The organism is Acinetobacter sp. FDAARGOS_558 (genome assembly GCF_003937785.1).
Taxonomy (GTDB): Bacteria; Pseudomonadota; Gammaproteobacteria; order Pseudomonadales; family Moraxellaceae; genus Acinetobacter; species Acinetobacter baumannii.
On the sequence record NZ_RKJH01000001.1, the window covers coordinates 1,826,513 to 1,845,867 of the forward strand.

The following is a 19,355-nucleotide window of genomic DNA, read 5'->3' on the forward strand; positions in this document are numbered from 1 at the left end:
TTTTATTTTTCTAAAAGATGTGCCGGAACTTTAACAGGCATATCCAATAACTGTTGGGCAAAGGCTTTACCTTGCGGATCAATACGTAAGCTGGCAACACCACCACCACCTAAGGCATTCTCCAACATAAAATTCAGTGCATTTAAACCCGGTAACTCATAACGAATTACTCGCCCTTTCTCAGCATCCAAGACATGTTGCATATAGCTTGCAACAGACTGTTCAGTTAGTGCTGCACGAATCCATGGTAAATAGTCTGCTTTACGTGCAATCACGCCAATATTGCTATGATTGCCTTTATCACCACTGCGGGCATGCGCAATTTCAATCAAAGGAACTTCAATTTCATCTCCTTGATAAACTGCATTTTCACCTGCCGTCAATGTAAGCAATTGCTCTGTAGAAACCCCTTGTGGAATTTCAACCGCGTGACGTTGGCCATCAAAATCGATTTCAACATTCACCTGATTTTTATCAATTAAAAATGAAAATAATTTGATCACTGGAGATGCTTTGGGTCGGCCTCCAACAATTCCTGCCAAGGCTGGAGCCATACCTGTTGAAGCTTGTGCAATTTCAGATGCAAAGAACATACATGCTTCTTTAAACATGTGTTTTACAGCTATTTTGACCACAACTTCACGACTATTTAATGTTTGGGCATGGTCGCCATAGGTACTTTCAATACCTAAAATTTCAACAGACTTTTCACTAAATGGCGGCACTGAGCGCATTGCTAAAACACGTTCACACTTAGTCAAAATCGCATCAGCAATGACTTGTGCTTTTTGTGGTGCCTCACGTCCTGCAATGAGGAAACTCACTAAAACCCGATATCCATCTGGGTAAGTCGCGCTGACTTTATATTGTGTAGTTGGTGCTTGTCCTTTTGCACCCATCACACGAACTCGGTGCTCCCCGACTTGCTCTAAATGCACGTGGCTGAAATCAGCAATGACATCGGGTAGTAAATATGCTTGAGGATTGCCTATTTCATAAACAATTTGCTCTGCAACTGTAGCAGTAGAAACCAGACCACCTGTACCTTGAGGCTTAGTTACAACAAATGAGCCATCTTCACTCACTTCAACCACTGGAAAGCCCATGTTGTCGAAGCCCTGTACCAATTGCCAATCGGTAAAATTACCACCCGTACATTGGGCTCCACATTCAATCACATACCCTGCCAACGAACCTTGTGCCAATTTGTCATAATCATCGAGCGACCACTGATATTCATGAAGTAAGGGTGCAAGTACCACAGCAGAGTCAACTACACGACCCGTAATCACAATATCTGCACCTAAGTCTAAGGCGTCACGAATAGCAACCGCGCCTAAATAAGCATTACTGCTTGCCACCTGTTCTGGCAACGCTTCTCCGCTAAACATTTCTTGAATATTCTGTGATTTTAGCTGCTCATGTTTTGGCAAAAGATCATCACCTAACACCACAGCTACTTTCAGATCTAGACCATACTCTTTAATAATTTTTTGCAAGGCATCCCGACAAGCTAATGGATTAACACCACCCGCATTACTAATCACTTTAATCTTTTTTTCAGCAATTTTTTTTAGTAAGGGTGCCATAACACGACTGACAAAATCTAAAGCGTAACCATGTTTCGGTTCTACCATCTTCGCTTTTGCCATAATCGACATGGTAATCTCGGACAAATAATCAAAAACCAAATAATTAATATCGGTCAAATGCACTAACTGAAAAGCGGCAGTATTGGTATCTCCCCAAAACCCAGAGGCACACCCTATTTTTACGACTCGATGATCATCCTGCTGATTATTTGCCATTCTATTTCTCATTATTTTGTCTAAAAATCAGCCTCAACATTACCAAGCAAGCGCTTGGTTTGTAAAGCGCAAAATGTTATTGTGATGTTGACCAAATCTTCCAAATTCAGCAAATAACCTGAAATGCGATGAAATTTAGTGAAAATTTCCACTATAGACTTTTAGATAAAGGAACAAACTGAGCACATGATTGCCACCTCAATTGAACAGATTCCAAATATTCCCTGCTTTGATGACAGTCCACGTGGCCGTTTATTGCACGGTGCTGCCTATCTTTTTCATAAGCAAGGCTATGATAAAACCACTGTTCGTGAACTTGCTCAGTTTATTGGAATCCAATCGGGAAGCTTATTTCATCATTTCAAAAGTAAAGATGATATCCTCGCTCATGTGATGGAACAGACCATTATCTATAATCTTGCCCGTTTAAATGATGCAGCAACTCAATCTACAGACCCAGAACAACAATTACGTGCTCTTATTAAAGCCGAACTGATCTCAATTACTGGAGATACTGGTGCAGCCATGGCTGTGTTGGTGTACGAATGGTTCGCCCTATCAAAAGAAAAGCAAGATTATCTTTTAAAAATGCGTAATGAATATGAACAAATCTGGCTCGACGTTATAGAAAAGTTACGCACACAAGGTAAAGTCAAACACGATGCTTTTATTTGGCGACGCTTAATTGGCGGTGCAATTTCATGGACTGTAACTTGGTATAAATCTGAGGGTAAAGTCAAAATTGATGAGTTAACGGAAATGGTTTGGGAAATGGCTTTGAAATAAAAAAGGTGGCTCAAAGTCCACCTTATAAGAATTAATAACCAAGCTGTTTACTAATCAAATCTTTCATAATTTCTTCAGCACCACCGCCAATCATATTGACCTTCACTTCACGGTAAATACGTTCTGACTTGGTACCTCGCATAAAGCCCATACCACCTAATGTTTGTACAGCCGCATCAGCACAAAATTGCATAGTGCGAGTCGCAACATTTTTAAGCATTGAAATTTGCGCCACCAACTCAGGTCCTTGTAACTTCGGCTGAGTCATTTTCCATGCTGTTTCTTCAAGTAATGCCCGCGTTGAGGTCAGTTGGGTTGCCATATCTACCAATTTATGGCGTACTACTTGATGATCTATTAATCGCTTACCAAAAGTTTTACGTTGCTGTGCCCACTCTAAAGCTTCTTCATAACAGACTAATGCATACCCATAAGCGACTACTCCCAAGAAAAACCGCTCCATATTAAAGTTATTCATAATAACTTTAAAACCAGCATTTTCTTTGCCAAGTAGATTTGATGCAGGTACTCGTACTTGATCAAAATGCAAATGTGCCGTATCTGATGCCCACCATCCCATTTTCTTCAAAGGCGTTTTAGTAATACCTTCACTATGTGCATCAATGAGTAACATTGAAATGCCTTCTGCACCCGTTTTTGTCGGATCAGTACGCACTGCAACTGTATAATAGTCTGCACGAATTCCCGATGTAATAAATGTTTTCTCGCCCGAAACAATATAATAATCCCCATCTCTGACAGCTTTAGTCTGTAATGCAGCAACATCTGAACCGCCACCAGGTTCTGTAATCGCTAAAGCCGAAATTTTCTCACCGGAAATAATACCTGGCAGAACTCTAGCCTTTAACTCCTCACTCCCAAAGTGCTGAATGGGAGGGGCGCCAATGGTATGGACCATGAGCGAGATATGTACCCCACCTGAACCCGCCTTTGCCATTTCGATACCAGCCAGTAATGAATAGAATGGATCTGCATCTGGAATACCACCATATTCTTCTGAAAAACCTAGACCCAATAATCCAATTTCGGCAGCCTTTTTATAAAGTTCTCTTGGGAATGTCTCAGCCTCATCCCATTCATTAACGAAAGGTGTCATTTCTTTTTGTACAAATCTACGAACATTATCGGCAAAAGCTATATGTTGTTCATTATAGTAAATTGGATTGAGCTGCATTTTTAGAAATGTCCTGATGTTTTTATTTAATTCCAGAACATATCTTGTCATGTTTACCATGAGTCAAAAGTTGCAAGAATCTCCATTTTCTTGGCATAAAATATCAAATCCAAACGATCGAGTTGATTCGCAAGACCTATACCCTTAAACAGCAGCGAAAACCACGAGCTGCATAATATGACTGGGCTCCGTTGTGATAGATGAAGACTCGACCATAGCGACGGTCCGCAAAAAGAGCTCCTCCTAATTTTCGGATTTCCTCTGGAGTAGCAAGCCAGCTTGATGTTTTTAGATCAAACTCCCCGAGCTGTTGTAATTGGTGATATTGCTCTTCTGTTAGGAGTTCAGCCCCTATTTCTTGGACTAAGTCTATTGCGCTATTTTTAGGAGGTTGATCTTTTCTAGATTCTAAGGCCTCTCGGTCATAGCAAAGGCTTCTACGACCTTTCGGTGACTCAACAGAGCAATCTATAAACAAATATTCATCTTTCTGCTGGTCATAAGCAATAACATCCGGCTCTCCTCCTGTATTTTCCATTTCCTGCAATGCCCATAGTTTGTCTGGAGACTTAATGAGTTTAGCTCGCACATTCGTCCAATCAATTTCTTTATGTCGATGTATATTCTTTTCAAATCTATTTTTTAATAATTCAAGCAACATATCTATTTGTTTTGAAGTTAATTGTTTTTTAGTCATCATTGAATAAACCTTATAGTTATTAAACAGAACGCCCATCAAAATAATTTATTTTTATCTTTTCTAAATCAATATCATCTATACATCGAACATTAATCGCAAAGATCGAATTACCTTGGGCATCTATACCTTGAGCATAGGGAGGAATACCGCAATTTTTACAGAAATAATGATTAATCACATGCTTGTTAAAACTGTAATTCGCTAAAATATCAGAAGAATCTAAAGTAACGGTAACCTGATTAGCCGGCAGGAACCAAAGTAAAGACCCTTTCTTTTGGCAGATAGAACAATTACAAGATAAGGCTTCTGTTAGCTCACCTTCCGCGGCAAACTTTACCTGACCACAATGACAACTTCCTTTATATTCCATTTCATTTTTCCTATTTCTAATTTTTATAGTTTTATAATATTCTGCCGTTTAGTTCAATTTTCAATCTAATAGAACCATGTAAGCATCCAAAAATGATTTGTAATTCTATATTTAAATAATTCTTTATTGATTGCTTTCCCATATAAAAAAACACCCCAACCTCTTTTGAGCTTGGGGTGTTTAGAATAATGAGCTGGCGATGACTTACTCTCACATGGGTAATCCCACACTACCATCAGCGCTAAGAGGTTTCACTTCTGAGTTCGGGAAGGGATCAGGTGGTTCACTCTTGCTATGGTCGCCAGCACAACTGTTTATGGATACTTGCTTGGGTCTTATTTAATGCCGAAGCGTTTTCCAAATCTGTAACAGACTGGGCTGAATTGAATCTTACTTTATCTGTTCATTTTAGCTAGAGGTATAACTAAATCAAGTTGTCTTGCATATTTAAGAATCGATTGATGCTTCATATACAACTGCTTGGGTGTTGTATAGTCAAGCCTCACGAGCAATTAGTATTGGTCAGCTTCACATATCACTATGCTTCCACATCCAACCTATCAACGTCCTAGTCTCGAACGGCTCTTTAGAGGACATAAAGTCCTAGGGAAATCTTATCTTGAGGTAGGCTTCCCGCTTAGATGCTTTCAGCGGTTATCCCTTCCGAACATAGCTACCCGGCGATGCGACTGGCGTCACAACCGGTACACCAGAGGTTCGTCCACTCTGGTCCTCTCGTACTAGGAGCAGATCCTCTCAAATTTCCAGCGCCCACGGTAGATAGGGACCGAACTGTCTCACGACGTTCTAAACCCAGCTCGCGTACCTCTTTAAATGGCGAACAGCCATACCCTTGGGACCTGCTTCAGCCCCAGGATGAGATGAGCCGACATCGAGGTGCCAAACACCGCCGTCGATATGAACTCTTGGGCGGTATCAGCCTGTTATCCCCAGAGTACCTTTTATCCGTTGAGCGATGGCCCTTCCATACAGAACCACCGGATCACTAAGACCTACTTTCGTACCTGCTCGACTTGTGGGTCTCGCAGTTAAGCGCGCTTTTGCCTTTATACTCTACGCGTGATTTCCGACCACGCTGAGCGCACCTTCGTACTCCTCCGTTACTCTTTAGGAGGAGACCGCCCCAGTCAAACTACCCACCAGACACGGTCCTCGTCCCGGATCACGGGACAGAGTTAGAACCTCAACATTACCAGGGTGGTATTTCAAGGACGGCTCCACTGGAACTAGCGTTCCAGCTTCAAAGCCTCCCACCTATCCTACACAAGTAAGGTCAAAGTTCAGTGTCAAGCTGCAGTAAAGGTTCACGGGGTCTTTCCGTCTAGCCGCGGGTACACTGCATCTTCACAGCGATTTCGATTTCACTGAGCCTCTGCTGGAGACAGCGCCGCCATCATTATGCCATTCGTGCAGGTCGGAACTTACCCGACAAGGAATTTCGCTACCTTAGGACCGTTATAGTTACGGCCGCCGTTTACTGGGGCTTCGATCAAGAGCTTCGCTTACGCTAACCCCATCAATTAACCTTCCAGCACCGGGCAGGCATCACACCCTATACGTCCACTTTCGTGTTTGCAGAGTGCTATGTTTTTAATAAACAGTTGCAGCGGCCTGGTTTCTGCGGCTGTCGTCAGCTCAGGAAGCGAGTTCCATCACCAACAACAGCGTACCTTCTCCCGAAGTTACGGTACCATTTTGCCTAGTTCCTTCAGCAGAGTTCTCTCAAGCGCCTTGGTCTACTCGACCTGACCACCTGTGTCGGTTTCGGGTACGATTCCTGTGTAACTGAAGCTTAGAGACTTTTCCTGGAAGCATGGCATCAACCACTTCGCTGTACAAGTACAGCTTGCTATCAGATCTCAGCATAGAGTACCCCGGATTTGCCTAAGATACATGCCTACATCCTTTCACCTGGACAACCAACGCCAGGCTGATTTAGCCTTCTCCGTCCTCTCATCGCATTACACAGAAGTAATGGAATATTAACCATTTTCCCATCGACTACGCCTTTCGGCCTCGCCTTAGGGGTCGACTCACCCAGCCCCGATTAACGTTGGACTGGAACCCTTGGTCTTTCGGCGAACGGGTTTTTCACCCGTTTTGTCGTTACTCACGTCAGCATTCGCACTTCTGATACCTCCAGCATGCTTCTCAACACACCTTCATCGGCTTACAGAACGCTCCCCTACCACGTATACAAAGTATACATCCGCAGCTTCGGCACATAGTTTTAGCCCCGTTACATCTTCCGCGCAGGCCGACTCGACTAGTGAGCTATTACGCTTTCTTTAAAGGGTGGCTGCTTCTAAGCCAACCTCCTAGCTGTCTATGCCTTCCCACATCGTTTCCCACTTAACTATGATTTTGGGGCCTTAGCTGGCGGTCTGGATTGTTTTCCTCTTGACTACGGACGTTAGCACCCGCAGTCTGTCTCCCGGATAGTACTCATAGGTATTCGGAGTTTGCATCGGTTTGGTAAGTCGGGATGACCCCCTAGCCGAAACAGTGCTCTACCCCTATGGTATTCGTCCGAGGCGCTACCTAAATAGCTTTCGGGGAGAACCAGCTATCACCAGGCTTGATTAGCCTTTCACCCCTATCCACAAGTCATCCCCTGGCTTTTCAACGACAGTGGGTTCGGTCCTCCAGTTAGTGTTACCCAACCTTCAACCTGCTCATGGATAGATCGCCTGGTTTCGGGTCTATACCCAGCAACTAAACGCCCTATTAAGACTCGATTTCTCTACGGCTCCCCTATACGGTTAACCTCGCTACTGAATATAAGTCGCTGACCCATTATACAAAAGGTACGCAGTCACACCACGAAGGTGCTCCCACTGCTTGTATGCATGCGGTTTCAGGATCTATTTCACTCCCCTCACAGGGGTTCTTTTCGCCTTTCCCTCACGGTACTGGTTCACTATCGGTCAGTCAGGAGTATTTAGCCTTGGAGGATGGTCCCCCATATTCAGACAAGGTTTCACGTGCCTCGCCCTACTCGTCATCATTATGTGTGCCCTTTCGTGTACGGGAATATCACCCTCTACGTTCGCACTTCCCAGAGCGTTCCACTAAAACACACATAACTTAATGGGCTGATCCCCGTTCGCTCGCCGCTACTGAGGGAATCTCAATTGATTTCTTTTCCTAAGGGTACTGAGATGTTTCACTTCCCCTCGTTCGCCTTGCAACACTATGTATTCATGTTGCAATACCTACCTTAAAGTAGGTGGGTTCCCCCATTCAGACATCTCCGGATCAAAGGATATTTGCCGCCTCCCCGGAGCTTTTCGCAGGCTATCACGTCTTTCATCGCCTCTGACTGCCAAGGCATCCACCACATGCACTTAATTACTTGACTATACAACCCCAAACAGTCGATGTTACCTACAAGTTAGTAACTTCAACATTTCAGTTTAGAGCACTGTGCACTTAAGCACCGTACAGCTTCAATCTAAATTCACATACCAAAACGCTTGATTCAGTTAATTTGCTAGTTCTCAATTCATCTAGATTAATTGCTTAACCTAAACTCTTGAGTGAACAATTTATTTCAGACTCAATTTTGCCAATCTGTTAATGAGTTAATGTGTCTTCGTCAGATCACACTAATTACCGTGATAATGAAATCACAGAAGTTAATAAACCAAGATCTCAATCTTTATTTACTAATTTCTGTAATCCGAACTTATCTTAAGTTCTGGTGGAGACTAGGAGAGTCGAACTCCTGACCTCCTGCGTGCAAAGCAGGCGCTCTACCAACTAAGCTAAGTCCCCAGCTTACATCATCAATCATGTATCTTTTATCTATAACTTCAACCAGTCAAAGTCATGGTGGGTCTGACAAGACTTGAACTTGTGACCCCACGCTTATCAAGCGTGTGCTCTAACCAACTGAGCTACAGACCCTCAGATACATCTATGAAGAACAACTTGTTGTGGATTCTTACCAATCGTCAATCTTTCGTTAAGGAGGTGATCCAGCCGCAGGTTCCCCTACGGCTACCTTGTTACGACTTCACCCCAGTCATCGGCCACACCGTGGTAACCGCCCTCTTTGCAGTTAGGCTAGCTACTTCTGGTGCAACAAACTCCCATGGTGTGACGGGCGGTGTGTACAAGGCCCGGGAACGTATTCACCGCGGCATTCTGATCCGCGATTACTAGCGATTCCGACTTCATGGAGTCGAGTTGCAGACTCCAATCCGGACTACGATCGGCTTTTTGAGATTAGCATCACATCGCTGTGTAGCAACCCTTTGTACCGACCATTGTAGCACGTGTGTAGCCCTGGCCGTAAGGGCCATGATGACTTGACGTCGTCCCCGCCTTCCTCCAGTTTGTCACTGGCAGTATCCTTAAAGTTCCCATCCGAAATGCTGGCAAGTAAGGAAAAGGGTTGCGCTCGTTGCGGGACTTAACCCAACATCTCACGACACGAGCTGACGACAGCCATGCAGCACCTGTATCTAGATTCCCGAAGGCACCAATCCATCTCTGGAAAGTTTCTAGTATGTCAAGGCCAGGTAAGGTTCTTCGCGTTGCATCGAATTAAACCACATGCTCCACCGCTTGTGCGGGCCCCCGTCAATTCATTTGAGTTTTAGTCTTGCGACCGTACTCCCCAGGCGGTCTACTTATCGCGTTAGCTGCGCCACTAAAGCCTCAAAGGCCCCAACGGCTAGTAGACATCGTTTACGGCATGGACTACCAGGGTATCTAATCCTGTTTGCTCCCCATGCTTTCGTACCTCAGCGTCAGTATTAGGCCAGATGGCTGCCTTCGCCATCGGTATTCCTCCAGATCTCTACGCATTTCACCGCTACACCTGGAATTCTACCATCCTCTCCCATACTCTAGCTCACCAGTATCGAATGCAATTCCCAAGTTAAGCTCGGGGATTTCACATCCGACTTAATAAGCCGCCTACGCACGCTTTACGCCCAGTAAATCCGATTAACGCTCGCACCCTCTGTATTACCGCGGCTGCTGGCACAGAGTTAGCCGGTGCTTATTCTGCGAGTAACGTCCACTATCTCTAGGTATTAACTAAAGTAGCCTCCTCCTCGCTTAAAGTGCTTTACAACCATAAGGCCTTCTTCACACACGCGGCATGGCTGGATCAGGGTTCCCCCCATTGTCCAATATTCCCCACTGCTGCCTCCCGTAGGAGTCTGGGCCGTGTCTCAGTCCCAGTGTGGCGGATCATCCTCTCAGACCCGCTACAGATCGTCGCCTTGGTAGGCCTTTACCCCACCAACTAGCTAATCCGACTTAGGCTCATCTATTAGCGCAAGGTCCGAAGATCCCCTGCTTTCTCCCGTAGGACGTATGCGGTATTAGCATCCCTTTCGAGATGTTGTCCCCCACTAATAGGCAGATTCCTAAGCATTACTCACCCGTCCGCCGCTAGGTCCAGTAGCAAGCTACCTTCCCCCGCTCGACTTGCATGTGTTAAGCCTGCCGCCAGCGTTCAATCTGAGCCATGATCAAACTCTTCAGTTAAAATCATTTTGCACCTTATTTATAGACAAGGTGCCAATTCTGGCTCATCAATTACTGACTTAAATTTCGCTCAAATAAACTTCGAGTAATTTAAACCAATCAATCAATGAAAATTATTTCGATTAATCAATCAGTAAAAATCCACACAAGTTGTTCTTCAATTCTCTTAATGATCTTCTTACTAGTTCGTCACCAGCAAGCTAGGTCGGCTATATTACTCTTAATCTCTTAAAAGTCAACAGGTAATTTCGATATTTTTAAAACTTATTCTCCAAACCAACTTACCATCAAATTCATCACTTAAAGCAATCAATCTAATCACAAGTAACTGTTTTTCAACAAGTTTCTATCTGCATCACCGCCGATGGATGTGCATTATAGACCATCTCATTCCCTTTGCAACCCCTTTTTCTAGCATTTCATATCAAGCGGTCGTTTTTTACCCAAAAATGATAAAAATATTCATTTTTTATATAAACACGGTTGTAAAAGTAGCAATTTATCGAGCATTTTTTCGTTTTGATTCTTTTCTTGCCATCTTAAAGGTCGACAATCAATGTATTCACAATACCCACCTTCTCCTTGAAGACATTGATCATTCCAACTTAATTGATAACGGAAACTTCCTATGTATCCAGCAGCTAACCCAAATTTGTAATCACCACGACTTTCACCATAGAGTTCAAAAATAACTTTTCCATTTTTTTTACATTGCCACGAAAACTCTCGTGGTAAATACATTTCTCGCCCATGCGGTGTTTCAACTTTTGGATAAACCCGGTGAATGTGGAAATTAACATCTTCGGTAAACGTGAGGGGTTGCTTTCCTAGTTCTTGAATATCTAAACGTGAAAATAGAATGATATTCCACTGATTTCTTATTTGAGAAAGTGTGACTTGAGTGGTTTCATTCAAATTAATAATTTGACAGGTATAAAAACATAAAGATAAAAAAGGTAAATGTAAGGCTCGAGCATGTTTAAATCGGCCTAATCCATTGACCTCATATTTCTGTCCTTTATATAAAATCTCACCTTCACAGTGGCACAAAATAGACCAGTAGTCAGATATTCCCCACTGCAATGCTGATGAATTCGAAATGTCGGAAGGAGTTTGGACGATTAAATCACAGCTCATTTCAGAATCGATTCGTCTAAGCTGAACTCTTGGGATTTGCCACTCAATAAGATCAGTTTTATCGAATTGATACCGACTAGGATTAAGCTGACATTGGCGTCGAATGGAATAAGTTTTTAAGTGCCCTACACTATGTAAGCTATTGCTAACCAGTACAGTTGCTGTATCAACTGCAGAAGTCACAATACCATTTGCGTTATAGCAAAGAGGGATTCTAGGCTGTCCGATCAGACTAATGTAATTAAAGTAACGAAGTGGTGCAGGCAGGTTAGGAAGAATTAAGCCTTGATAGACAACTTTAAAAAAACCTCTGGCGGGCTGATAGACAACTCCCCCATTTGAGTTGAGGCTCAGTTGCTGTAATTGATTTTTTTCACTTATCAACTTACGCATACCGAACCTCATCTAATTTTATGTTTTGATGGTCTCGTTATTTTTTTTAGCTAAAAGTGTGGTAACAAAACCTGATAGAGCATAGATGATTGATACAATCAAAATACCCATTGGAATATTATAAGTGATTGCTGCAAAAATCAGTACTACTGGCAACATAACTACAAAAGGAACACGCTTACGATCCATTTGCTTAAATGAATAATATTTAATATTAGAAATCATAAGTAGTCCTACAACCACCATGATGACCGCGTTAATGGTTTGAATAGCAATATCGCGTAAATCAAAAATGAACGGATAATCACGAGCTACCCATACGAGTGAAATAATGATAATCGCGGCGAGTGGACTAGCAATACCAATAAAATAGCGCTTATCAACCACTCCAATCTGAACATTAAATCGTGCTAAACGGAACGCGGCACAAGCGGTATAAACAAAACAGCATGCCAAACCGATACGGCCTAAGTCATGTAGACTCCAGCTATACATTAGCATTGCTGGCGCTACACCAAATGCTAACAAATCTGATAAAGAGTCATATTGCTCACCAAAAGCACTTTGGGCACCAATAGCTCTGGCAACGCGTCCATCTAACCCATCAAATAATGCTGCAAGAAAAATGGCATAAATCGCTTGAGCAAATTCGCCATTCATACTTGCGATAATGGAATAGAAACCAGACAACAAAGCGGCTGTCGTGATTAAGTTAGGCCAAAGGTAAATACCTCTGCGCTTCACTTTTTGTCCTTCCGGATTATCTTCTTCTTCAACCACTTCGAACGTAATCCCATCAAAAGAATGTTCATTATGAGTTAAATCTTGCTCTGGTTTAGGCGCATTTGTCATTATTTTCTATTCCAAACATGTGCATTGATTTAGATTAATTGTTACTCACCCACTAACCAGCGTACAGCGGCATGACCACCTGTTTCTTGCATACGTAAGTGAGGGAATAACCATTGTAGGGCTTGATCTGCTTGTTCGGAGAACTGCCAAGGTGGGTTAATTACTAATAATCCACAACCATTCAAACCTACAGGTGTGTCATCTGGCCAAACACAAATTTCACAGATTAATTGACGGCGAATTCCAGTTTTAAACATTTTCTTTTCAAAACGTTCAATCATTGCGCGATCTTTAATTGGATACCAAACCGCGAAGACACCTGTTGGCCATTTTTTATAAGCGCTTTGTAAAAGTTCAACCAATTGCGGGAAATCCTTACGCTCTAATTCGTAAGGCGGATCAATCATCACTAAACCGCGCTTTTCCTTTGGTGGAATTACGGCAAGCAAGCCTTCATATGCATCACGCTCATGCAAACCTGCACGTTTATCATGAATGTTATGGCGTAATTGCTGAAATACATCACGCTGCATTTCAAATATTGTAGCCTTATCAATTTCACGCATACCTTGCAAAGCAAACCACGGAGAGCCCGGATAACTTCCCTTACCTTCTTGAGCACGTAATTCTTCTACAAGTTTTAGGTATTGCTGGATGGCTTCAGGAGCTTGGCGCTTTTCCATGTCAGAAAGCTGTACAAGACGATGAATACCTGTTAGGAATTCTCCTGACTTTTGTGCAGGTGCCTGAGATAGATCATATTTTCCTGCACCTCCATGCGTATCGATATAACGATAAGGTTTATCTTTAGCATTTAAACGGTTGAGAAGCTGTAGCAAAAGCACATGCTTCATAACATCTGCAAAGTTGCCCGCATGGAAATGGTGACGGTAATTCATGTTGACTTTAATTCCTCAATTCAACGATTAGTTTAACATGAAAAAAATATTCTTTCGTAAGGTTGTGATCATCTAAAATAAGGCTGCTTGATTTTCTTACGATCGATATGAGGTTATATGCACTCTCAACCGCTTCCTGACTGCTGGAATCTGGACCAGATTTTAGATGACTTAAATGTCCATGGTTTCGCAATTGTGAACCACGCTTATTCTGCTGAATATCATACTCAAGTTGCCAAAGAGTGTAGCCATCACTTTGATGAGTTTCGAGAAGCGGGTATTCAAAATGGTGTGGTGAGTACGATCCGAAGCGATCATATTTTATGGATTAACGAATCTCTTCCTGTTGCTGAGCAGCATGTAGAAACATTAACTTCATTTTGCCAGCATCTAAATCAAGCTTTCTTTTTAGGGATTAAAGAAGTAGAAGCACATTTTGCCTGTTATAACCCAGGTGAATTCTACGCATTACATCGAGATAATCCTCAGCAAAAAAATGATCGTATTATGTCTACCGTTTATTATTTACACCCTCAATGGCAAGATGACTGGGGTGGCCAATTACGCTTACAAGATAAAAACAATATTTGGCACATTATTACACCAGAGCCTAATCGCTTAGTTATATTCCAGAGCAATTTGCTTCATGAGGTTTTAGTTTCTAAACAGCAGCGCCTCTCTATTACTGCTTGGCTTCGTAGCGGAAACTCAATTTGGGTTTGAAAGAAAGCTCTTTAAATTTCTTAAATGGACCCGATATAAAAGATATTGATTAAAAAGGCGAAGGCGTATGTCTATTGAAACGAAAGCGATTGTGTCCAGAATTGGTGAAACAGACCAACTCTATTTAACTGAGAATACGCCCGAGCTTGCTTTGGAGCGTGCAGAATTACGTATGCAGCTCGTTACGTTAAGCCGTGTTCGCCAAGAACAAATTCACTTCTTGCAAGAAGCCATTGTTTTGCTGGAACAAGCTCGTATGGAATATGAAGAAATGCCAATGAGTTTGTATTTAAACCTATCGCTGCATTTAGCTAAAGCTTATATGCTTTATTTTGAGTTAAATAAGGAAAAACGCTTTGCGCTGATTGCTCAGCAAATTTTGAAACCTCTAGCTCATCATCAACATGGCGATATATATTTCTTCTTGGCTTATGCGTCAGCAGCACAGCAAGAGTCTGCACTAACTCGTCATTGGCTCACAAAATATTTATCAACTGCTCAATGTGATCTTGAGTTGCTTCATGAACATCCTATATTCAATCCGGTACGTCATGAACTATGGTATAAAAATTTAATTAAGTTAAGAACTCACTAACTTATTAATAAAAAAGGCCTGTTAACTATAACAGGCCTTTTTTATTTGTTATTTTTTTACACTATCTTCATGTAATTGCTCATTCAGCTCATCAATAACTACAATCCACTCATCATCTTTTTCCCAATGACTTTTTAAAAAATCACTTTGGCCTTGGGACCAGAAAGAGGCCTCATGTAACTTCTGTTCAGCCGGCAATTGATGCGTTCTGATAAAATTTTCAATACTTGCATCATCAGACTCTAAACCCAATTGCTCAAATAAAAGTTGTAATGTCGGTTGTTGTTCAAACATTGTTATTCTCCCATGGCTTCTTTTCAATAATCTAACAACAATAGATGTGAGTTGCATATCTATGCCTATATTTTCTTGTTGTTTTTTGTGTGTTCTTATTAAATTACACATATAAAAAAGCACCCTACAAGAGAGTGCTTTCCAACTCATCAAACTGATGAATTATTTTACCATGTCAGCAATTGCTGCACGTTCTTCTTCAAGCTCGTTTAGAGTGAAGTTGATACGCTCACGGCTGAATTCATCGATTTCTAAACCTTGAACGATTTTGTATTCACCGTTTTCAGTTGTTACAGGGAAACCGAACATAACGCCTTCAGGAATACCATAAGAACCGTCAGAAGGAACACCCATAGTTACCCACTTGCCGTTTGTACCAAGTGCCCAATCACGCATATGGTCGATTGCAGCGTTAGCAGCAGAAGCAGCAGAAGACAAACCACGTGCTTCGATAATCGCAGCACCACGTTTACCAACAGTTGGAAGGAATACGTCTTTGTTCCAAGCTGGATCGTTGATCTTGTCTTTTAAGCTTTCACCATTTGCAGTTGCAAAACGGTAGTCAGCATACATCGTTGGAGAGTGGTTACCCCAAACTGTTAATTTTTCGATGTCAGCTACAGCAACACCAGCTTTTTGAGCAACTTGAGTCAACGCACGGTTGTGGTCAAGACGCAACATTGCTGTGAAGTTTTTCGCTGGAAGATCTGGAGCAGATTTCATCGCAATGTAAGCATTCGTGTTTGCAGGGTTACCTACAACTAATACTTTAACGTCACGGCTAGCAACTTCGTTTAATGCTTGACCTTGGCCAATGAAGATTTCGCCGTTAACTTTTAACAAGTCAGCACGTTCCATACCAGGACCACGTGGACGAGAACCTACCAATAACGCATAGTCAGCATCTTTAAATGCAACTTTAGGATCATCAGTCCCGATCATGCCAGCCAATAAAGGGAAAGCACAGTCATCAAGTTCCATCATTACGCCTTTAAGCGCTTGTTGTGCTTTTTCAACTGGAACTTCAAGCAATTGTAAAATAACAGGTTGATCTTTACCTAGCATTTCACCGCTTGCGATACGGAATAATAAGCTGTAACCAATTTGACCTGCAGCGCCAGTCACGGCAACACGAACGGGTTGCTTCATGTAATTGTCTCCAATGAGTGTCCTTAATCGGGTTAAGTAGCGATTCTACTTAACCAAATCATCATAAACGGCAAAGATTGTACTCTAAAGAAGTGGCAGATGCATGTAAAAGCGACTCATTTTCACCAAAAGTCTGATAGAAAATACAAATTAACCTTTACAAATAGATTCAATGTATGGTCAGCATTTTTTTATGAAATGGTTATTGCTCTTAATAACTGCCTTTAATGGTAATTTCACTTGGGCAATTAGAGACAACGTGATTTGAGCATTGCTTATATTGACCATTTACCGTGTAACAAACTTTAACTTCTGTTAGTACGACATCAGAGCGTGAGAGCTGACAAGTGAAGCGAATACCATTTTGAGGTAAGCTCGGATTAAGCTTGGTAAATTGTTGACGTAATGTAGATTGCTGCATTTCCACATTAGTAGAACTGGTTAGATTAGCAGGTATTTTTAAACGTTCAGCGAAGTTAATAATCGTACGGAAATATTGACTTGCATTCATAGGCACACAGCCACCCACACTTCTCCAGAGTTGCACACGAGCATTATTATCTGGCATCACCCGAGCGACCACCTTAGCTTGCAGTGGTGAGAGTGTAGCTGAGCTTTGTGTTGAACAGTCAGTTCTGGTGGTTTCAGGCATTAAACCAGTAATCGTAAGCGAATATCCTTCAAGACATTTACGCTGCTTTTGTTTAGAAGGATCTAGCGCACAAACAGCAGGCGTCATCTGTACATGCATAACATAACCTTGCACGTTAACAGGTTCCGCATGTAAAACAGAACTCAACAAACCAACGCTTGCACAGATGATCCACCATGCAAGTTGCGATATTGATTGAAGTCCTAGGTCTCTATATTTCATTTAATTAAAACTTGGTTATGCCAATTAAAAGAATGTTCCATCATTCATCATCTAAAACTAAGGTGATGATCGCGTTGGAATGACTTTCATACGTTGTATTAATGATTGAGCACCTTGACCTAATATCACTCCATAATGCGTCGCATTCGTCATGACATGCTTGACATAATCTCTGGTCTCAAGCAATGGAATGGTTTCTGTATATTGATCAGCCTCAATCGGTTGGTAATCAGGTTGCCAACGTCTTGCCCGATTCGGCCCAGCATTATAACCTGCCGTTGCTAAAACAGGGTTATTACTTAACTGCCCTTGAATCATCGATAAATAAAATGTCCCATAACGAATATTGGTGTTCATTTCACTTAACGCTGCCGGATTATATGTTTCTCCCATCTGGCGAGCAATCAACTTTGCCGTATCCGGCATAATTTGCATAAGTCCACCAGCACCTACATGAGAGCGTGCCGAGGTAACAAATCGGCTTTCTTGACGCATTAAACCATAAGCCCAAGCAGGATCAATTCCAGCATTGTAACTATGGCTTACGACATTGGTCTTATGCGGGGTCACATAACGATACGTATCATTATGTTTATTCGTTGTACGATCTGCCGCATAAATCGCGCGGTCATACCATCCCATATCATGAGCACGTTTTGCCGCCGCTAATAGTAATCCATCATCATGCTGTAGATATGCTTGACGAACAGCCCAGTTCCACTCTCGGTTAGTATAGGTTGGGTTGGCATTAATTCGTCTTAAAGTAAATGCACGATTAAAGTGAATATTTTGATCTAGACGGCGTAAATCACTTGCAGTTGGCTCATCATTATACGGCTGATGATTATATCGTACGCCTAAACGGTCTTTTGCAAGAAGGTTGTGATAATCATCCCCACTTTCAGCTAATTTTTTATAAATACGTTGTGCCGTATTCTTAGAATTACTATCGCCACGTTGCTCTGTCGCACGCGCTAACCAATACTGCCAGCGATCTTCTTGTTTTTGTGAAACCGACATACTATCAATTGCACGAATTAAACTTTCCCATGCACTAAAACGAATAGCTTGTCGTGCATAAATTTCAGCTTCTTCAGGACTTAACGGATAGCCATAACTTGCGTCAAAATATTGAAGGACTTCACGGTTAAAGTTGTTCTTCATTACCGTAGTTCCACCAATATAGGCTACGGTTCGATAGAGATACTTTTGCACGCTCTCTGGAGTACCTTGCGCTACTCGCTGTACATTTGCAAAAGCATTTCCTAAATCATTATTTGCTAATCGGCCTAGTGCAAAAATCAAATAGGCGTAATCTACGTCATTGGTTTTTGGTGCTGACCATAAGTAATTCAGTGGATTCGCCTGAATCTGATTGAGCTGAGCCAAAGACAAATTCAAACCCAAAGTCTGTGCTGTAGCAAGCGCCTGTCCAGATAAACCTGCACGTAACTGTACCCACAGGCGCTGCTGCTTGTCTTGTGTACTCATTAATGGACTAGACAGCATCATACGGCCGAGTCCAATACATGATTCTGGTTGCGATTCAGTGGCTAACCATACATCTTTATATTCAGCAAAAACTAATGCATCACCACTTTTAGCTCTCACCTGCGCTAAAGCACAATTTTCGGCCTGGTCAGGATTCGAAACATAAGGCAAGATTGGTTGTGCAGACGCAAAGTCAGCTTGTTTAACTTTTTCTTCGACATAATCCGCGGCCAGCTTTTCTGCCATAGCAGACTGTGGATAGCGCTGTGCGAAGCTTACAATTGATGTCGGAGATTGAAAGCCTAAATTTGTGTTTAATTTCCAATATTCAGGATAGTAGCCCAACACATCATTTTGCATTGCAAGCTGATATTGATCTAACAATGCAGTATTACCACTATTGGCGGCATTTAGTGCATCGTTAAATTGTTCTTCTGCGGCATAAGATAATGAACAACCAAGTAAACACACAGCTCCTAACCAGCTACGATGTGCATATTTATTTTTCATCACACGACTCTTGTTTGATGAGCTCTTTTTACCTGGTCTCATAAATGCGTTAA

General features: G+C 42.1%; 13 protein-coding genes, 2 tRNA genes, 3 rRNA genes and 1 pseudogene. 3 read left to right on the plus strand and 16 right to left on the minus strand.

All coding sequences use genetic code 11. The annotated features are described in order from the left end of the window. Positions 1-2: 2 nt before the first annotated feature. The gene (locus EGT34_RS08745) at positions 3-1,808 is read right to left on the minus strand and encodes an acyclic terpene utilization AtuA family protein (RefSeq protein ID WP_060454605.1); all 1,806 of its coding nucleotides are present in this window, start codon (positions 1,806-1,808) and stop codon (positions 3-5) included. Positions 1,809-1,994: 186 nt separating this feature from the next. On the opposite strand from EGT34_RS08745, the gene EGT34_RS08750 reads away from it, so the two are divergent. Continuing rightward, complete coding sequence (locus EGT34_RS08750; protein WP_000562188.1) at positions 1,995-2,594, plus strand: TetR/AcrR family transcriptional regulator; 600 nt, start codon at positions 1,995-1,997, stop codon at positions 2,592-2,594. A gap of 31 nt (positions 2,595-2,625) precedes the next feature. Here the strand turns inward: EGT34_RS08750 and EGT34_RS08755 are convergent, their stop codons facing one another. The 11 genes and pseudogenes from EGT34_RS08755 to EGT34_RS08810 form a co-directional block, all read right to left on the minus strand. Beyond that, a complete protein-coding gene (locus EGT34_RS08755) occupies positions 2,626-3,789 on the minus strand; it encodes an acyl-CoA dehydrogenase family protein (protein WP_001176661.1) in 1,164 nt (387 codons plus the stop codon). Positions 3,790-3,925: 136 nt separating this feature from the next. Further along, a complete protein-coding gene (locus EGT34_RS08760; protein ID WP_000988423.1) occupies positions 3,926-4,489 on the minus strand; it encodes a DUF4256 domain-containing protein in 564 nt (187 codons plus the stop codon). 19 nt (positions 4,490-4,508) lie between these two features. After that, the gene (locus EGT34_RS08765) at positions 4,509-4,859 is read right to left on the minus strand and encodes a GFA family protein (protein WP_000455814.1); all 351 of its coding nucleotides are present in this window, start codon (positions 4,857-4,859) and stop codon (positions 4,509-4,511) included. Between the two features lie 191 nt (positions 4,860-5,050). Continuing rightward, positions 5,051-5,165: ribosomal RNA gene (gene rrf / locus EGT34_RS08775) — 5S ribosomal RNA — on the minus strand. 185 nt (positions 5,166-5,350) lie between these two features. After that, positions 5,351-8,241: ribosomal RNA gene (locus EGT34_RS08780) — 23S ribosomal RNA — on the minus strand. A gap of 340 nt (positions 8,242-8,581) precedes the next feature. Then, positions 8,582-8,657 (minus strand) — tRNA-Ala (locus EGT34_RS08785). A 55-nt stretch (positions 8,658-8,712) separates the two neighbouring features. Then, positions 8,713-8,789, minus strand: a tRNA-Ile gene (locus EGT34_RS08790). Positions 8,790-8,848: 59 nt separating this feature from the next. Next, positions 8,849-10,385 (minus strand): 16S ribosomal RNA (locus tag EGT34_RS08795). Together the 16S, 23S and 5S rRNA genes with 2 tRNA genes alongside form the textbook arrangement of a ribosomal RNA operon. 419 nt (positions 10,386-10,804) lie before the next feature. After that, positions 10,805-11,915: pseudogene (locus EGT34_RS08800) on the minus strand (DUF6670 family protein). A gap of 18 nt (positions 11,916-11,933) precedes the next feature. Beyond that, the gene (pssA, locus tag EGT34_RS08805; RefSeq protein WP_000180205.1) at positions 11,934-12,767 is read right to left on the minus strand and encodes a CDP-diacylglycerol--serine O-phosphatidyltransferase; all 834 of its coding nucleotides are present in this window, start codon (positions 12,765-12,767) and stop codon (positions 11,934-11,936) included. Between the two features lie 41 nt (positions 12,768-12,808). Beyond that, positions 12,809-13,666 (minus strand): 23S rRNA (adenine(2030)-N(6))-methyltransferase RlmJ, encoded by an 858-nt coding sequence (locus EGT34_RS08810; RefSeq protein ID WP_001109438.1) that lies wholly within the window; start codon positions 13,664-13,666, stop codon positions 12,809-12,811. A gap of 117 nt (positions 13,667-13,783) precedes the next feature. Between EGT34_RS08810 and EGT34_RS08815 the strand changes: the two genes are divergently transcribed. Together EGT34_RS08815 and EGT34_RS08820 are read left to right on the plus strand one after the other, a co-directional pair. Continuing rightward, entirely contained in the window at positions 13,784-14,389 is a 606-nt protein-coding gene (locus EGT34_RS08815) for a 2OG-Fe(II) oxygenase (protein WP_000556109.1), read from the plus strand. 67 nt (positions 14,390-14,456) lie between these two features. Continuing rightward, positions 14,457-14,984, plus strand: a complete 528-nt coding sequence (locus tag EGT34_RS08820) for a hypothetical protein (protein ID WP_000021433.1) — start codon at positions 14,457-14,459, stop codon at positions 14,982-14,984. A 48-nt stretch (positions 14,985-15,032) separates the two neighbouring features. On the opposite strand, the gene EGT34_RS08825 is transcribed toward EGT34_RS08820, so the two are convergent. The 4 genes from EGT34_RS08825 to EGT34_RS08840 form a co-directional block, all read right to left on the minus strand. Then, positions 15,033-15,278, minus strand: a complete 246-nt coding sequence (locus EGT34_RS08825) for a DUF2789 family protein (RefSeq protein WP_000462899.1) — start codon at positions 15,276-15,278, stop codon at positions 15,033-15,035. Between the two features lie 162 nt (positions 15,279-15,440). Continuing rightward, positions 15,441-16,427, minus strand: coding sequence for a malate dehydrogenase (locus EGT34_RS08830; protein ID WP_000813006.1), 987 nt, complete (start codon positions 16,425-16,427; stop codon positions 15,441-15,443). 211 nt (positions 16,428-16,638) lie between these two features. Further along, complete coding sequence (locus EGT34_RS08835) at positions 16,639-17,301, minus strand: hypothetical protein (protein WP_000877281.1); 663 nt, start codon at positions 17,299-17,301, stop codon at positions 16,639-16,641. A gap of 57 nt (positions 17,302-17,358) precedes the next feature. Then, the gene (locus EGT34_RS08840; RefSeq protein WP_000792526.1) at positions 17,359-19,302 is read right to left on the minus strand and encodes a lytic transglycosylase domain-containing protein; all 1,944 of its coding nucleotides are present in this window, start codon (positions 19,300-19,302) and stop codon (positions 17,359-17,361) included. Positions 19,303-19,355: the final 53 nt, after the last annotated feature.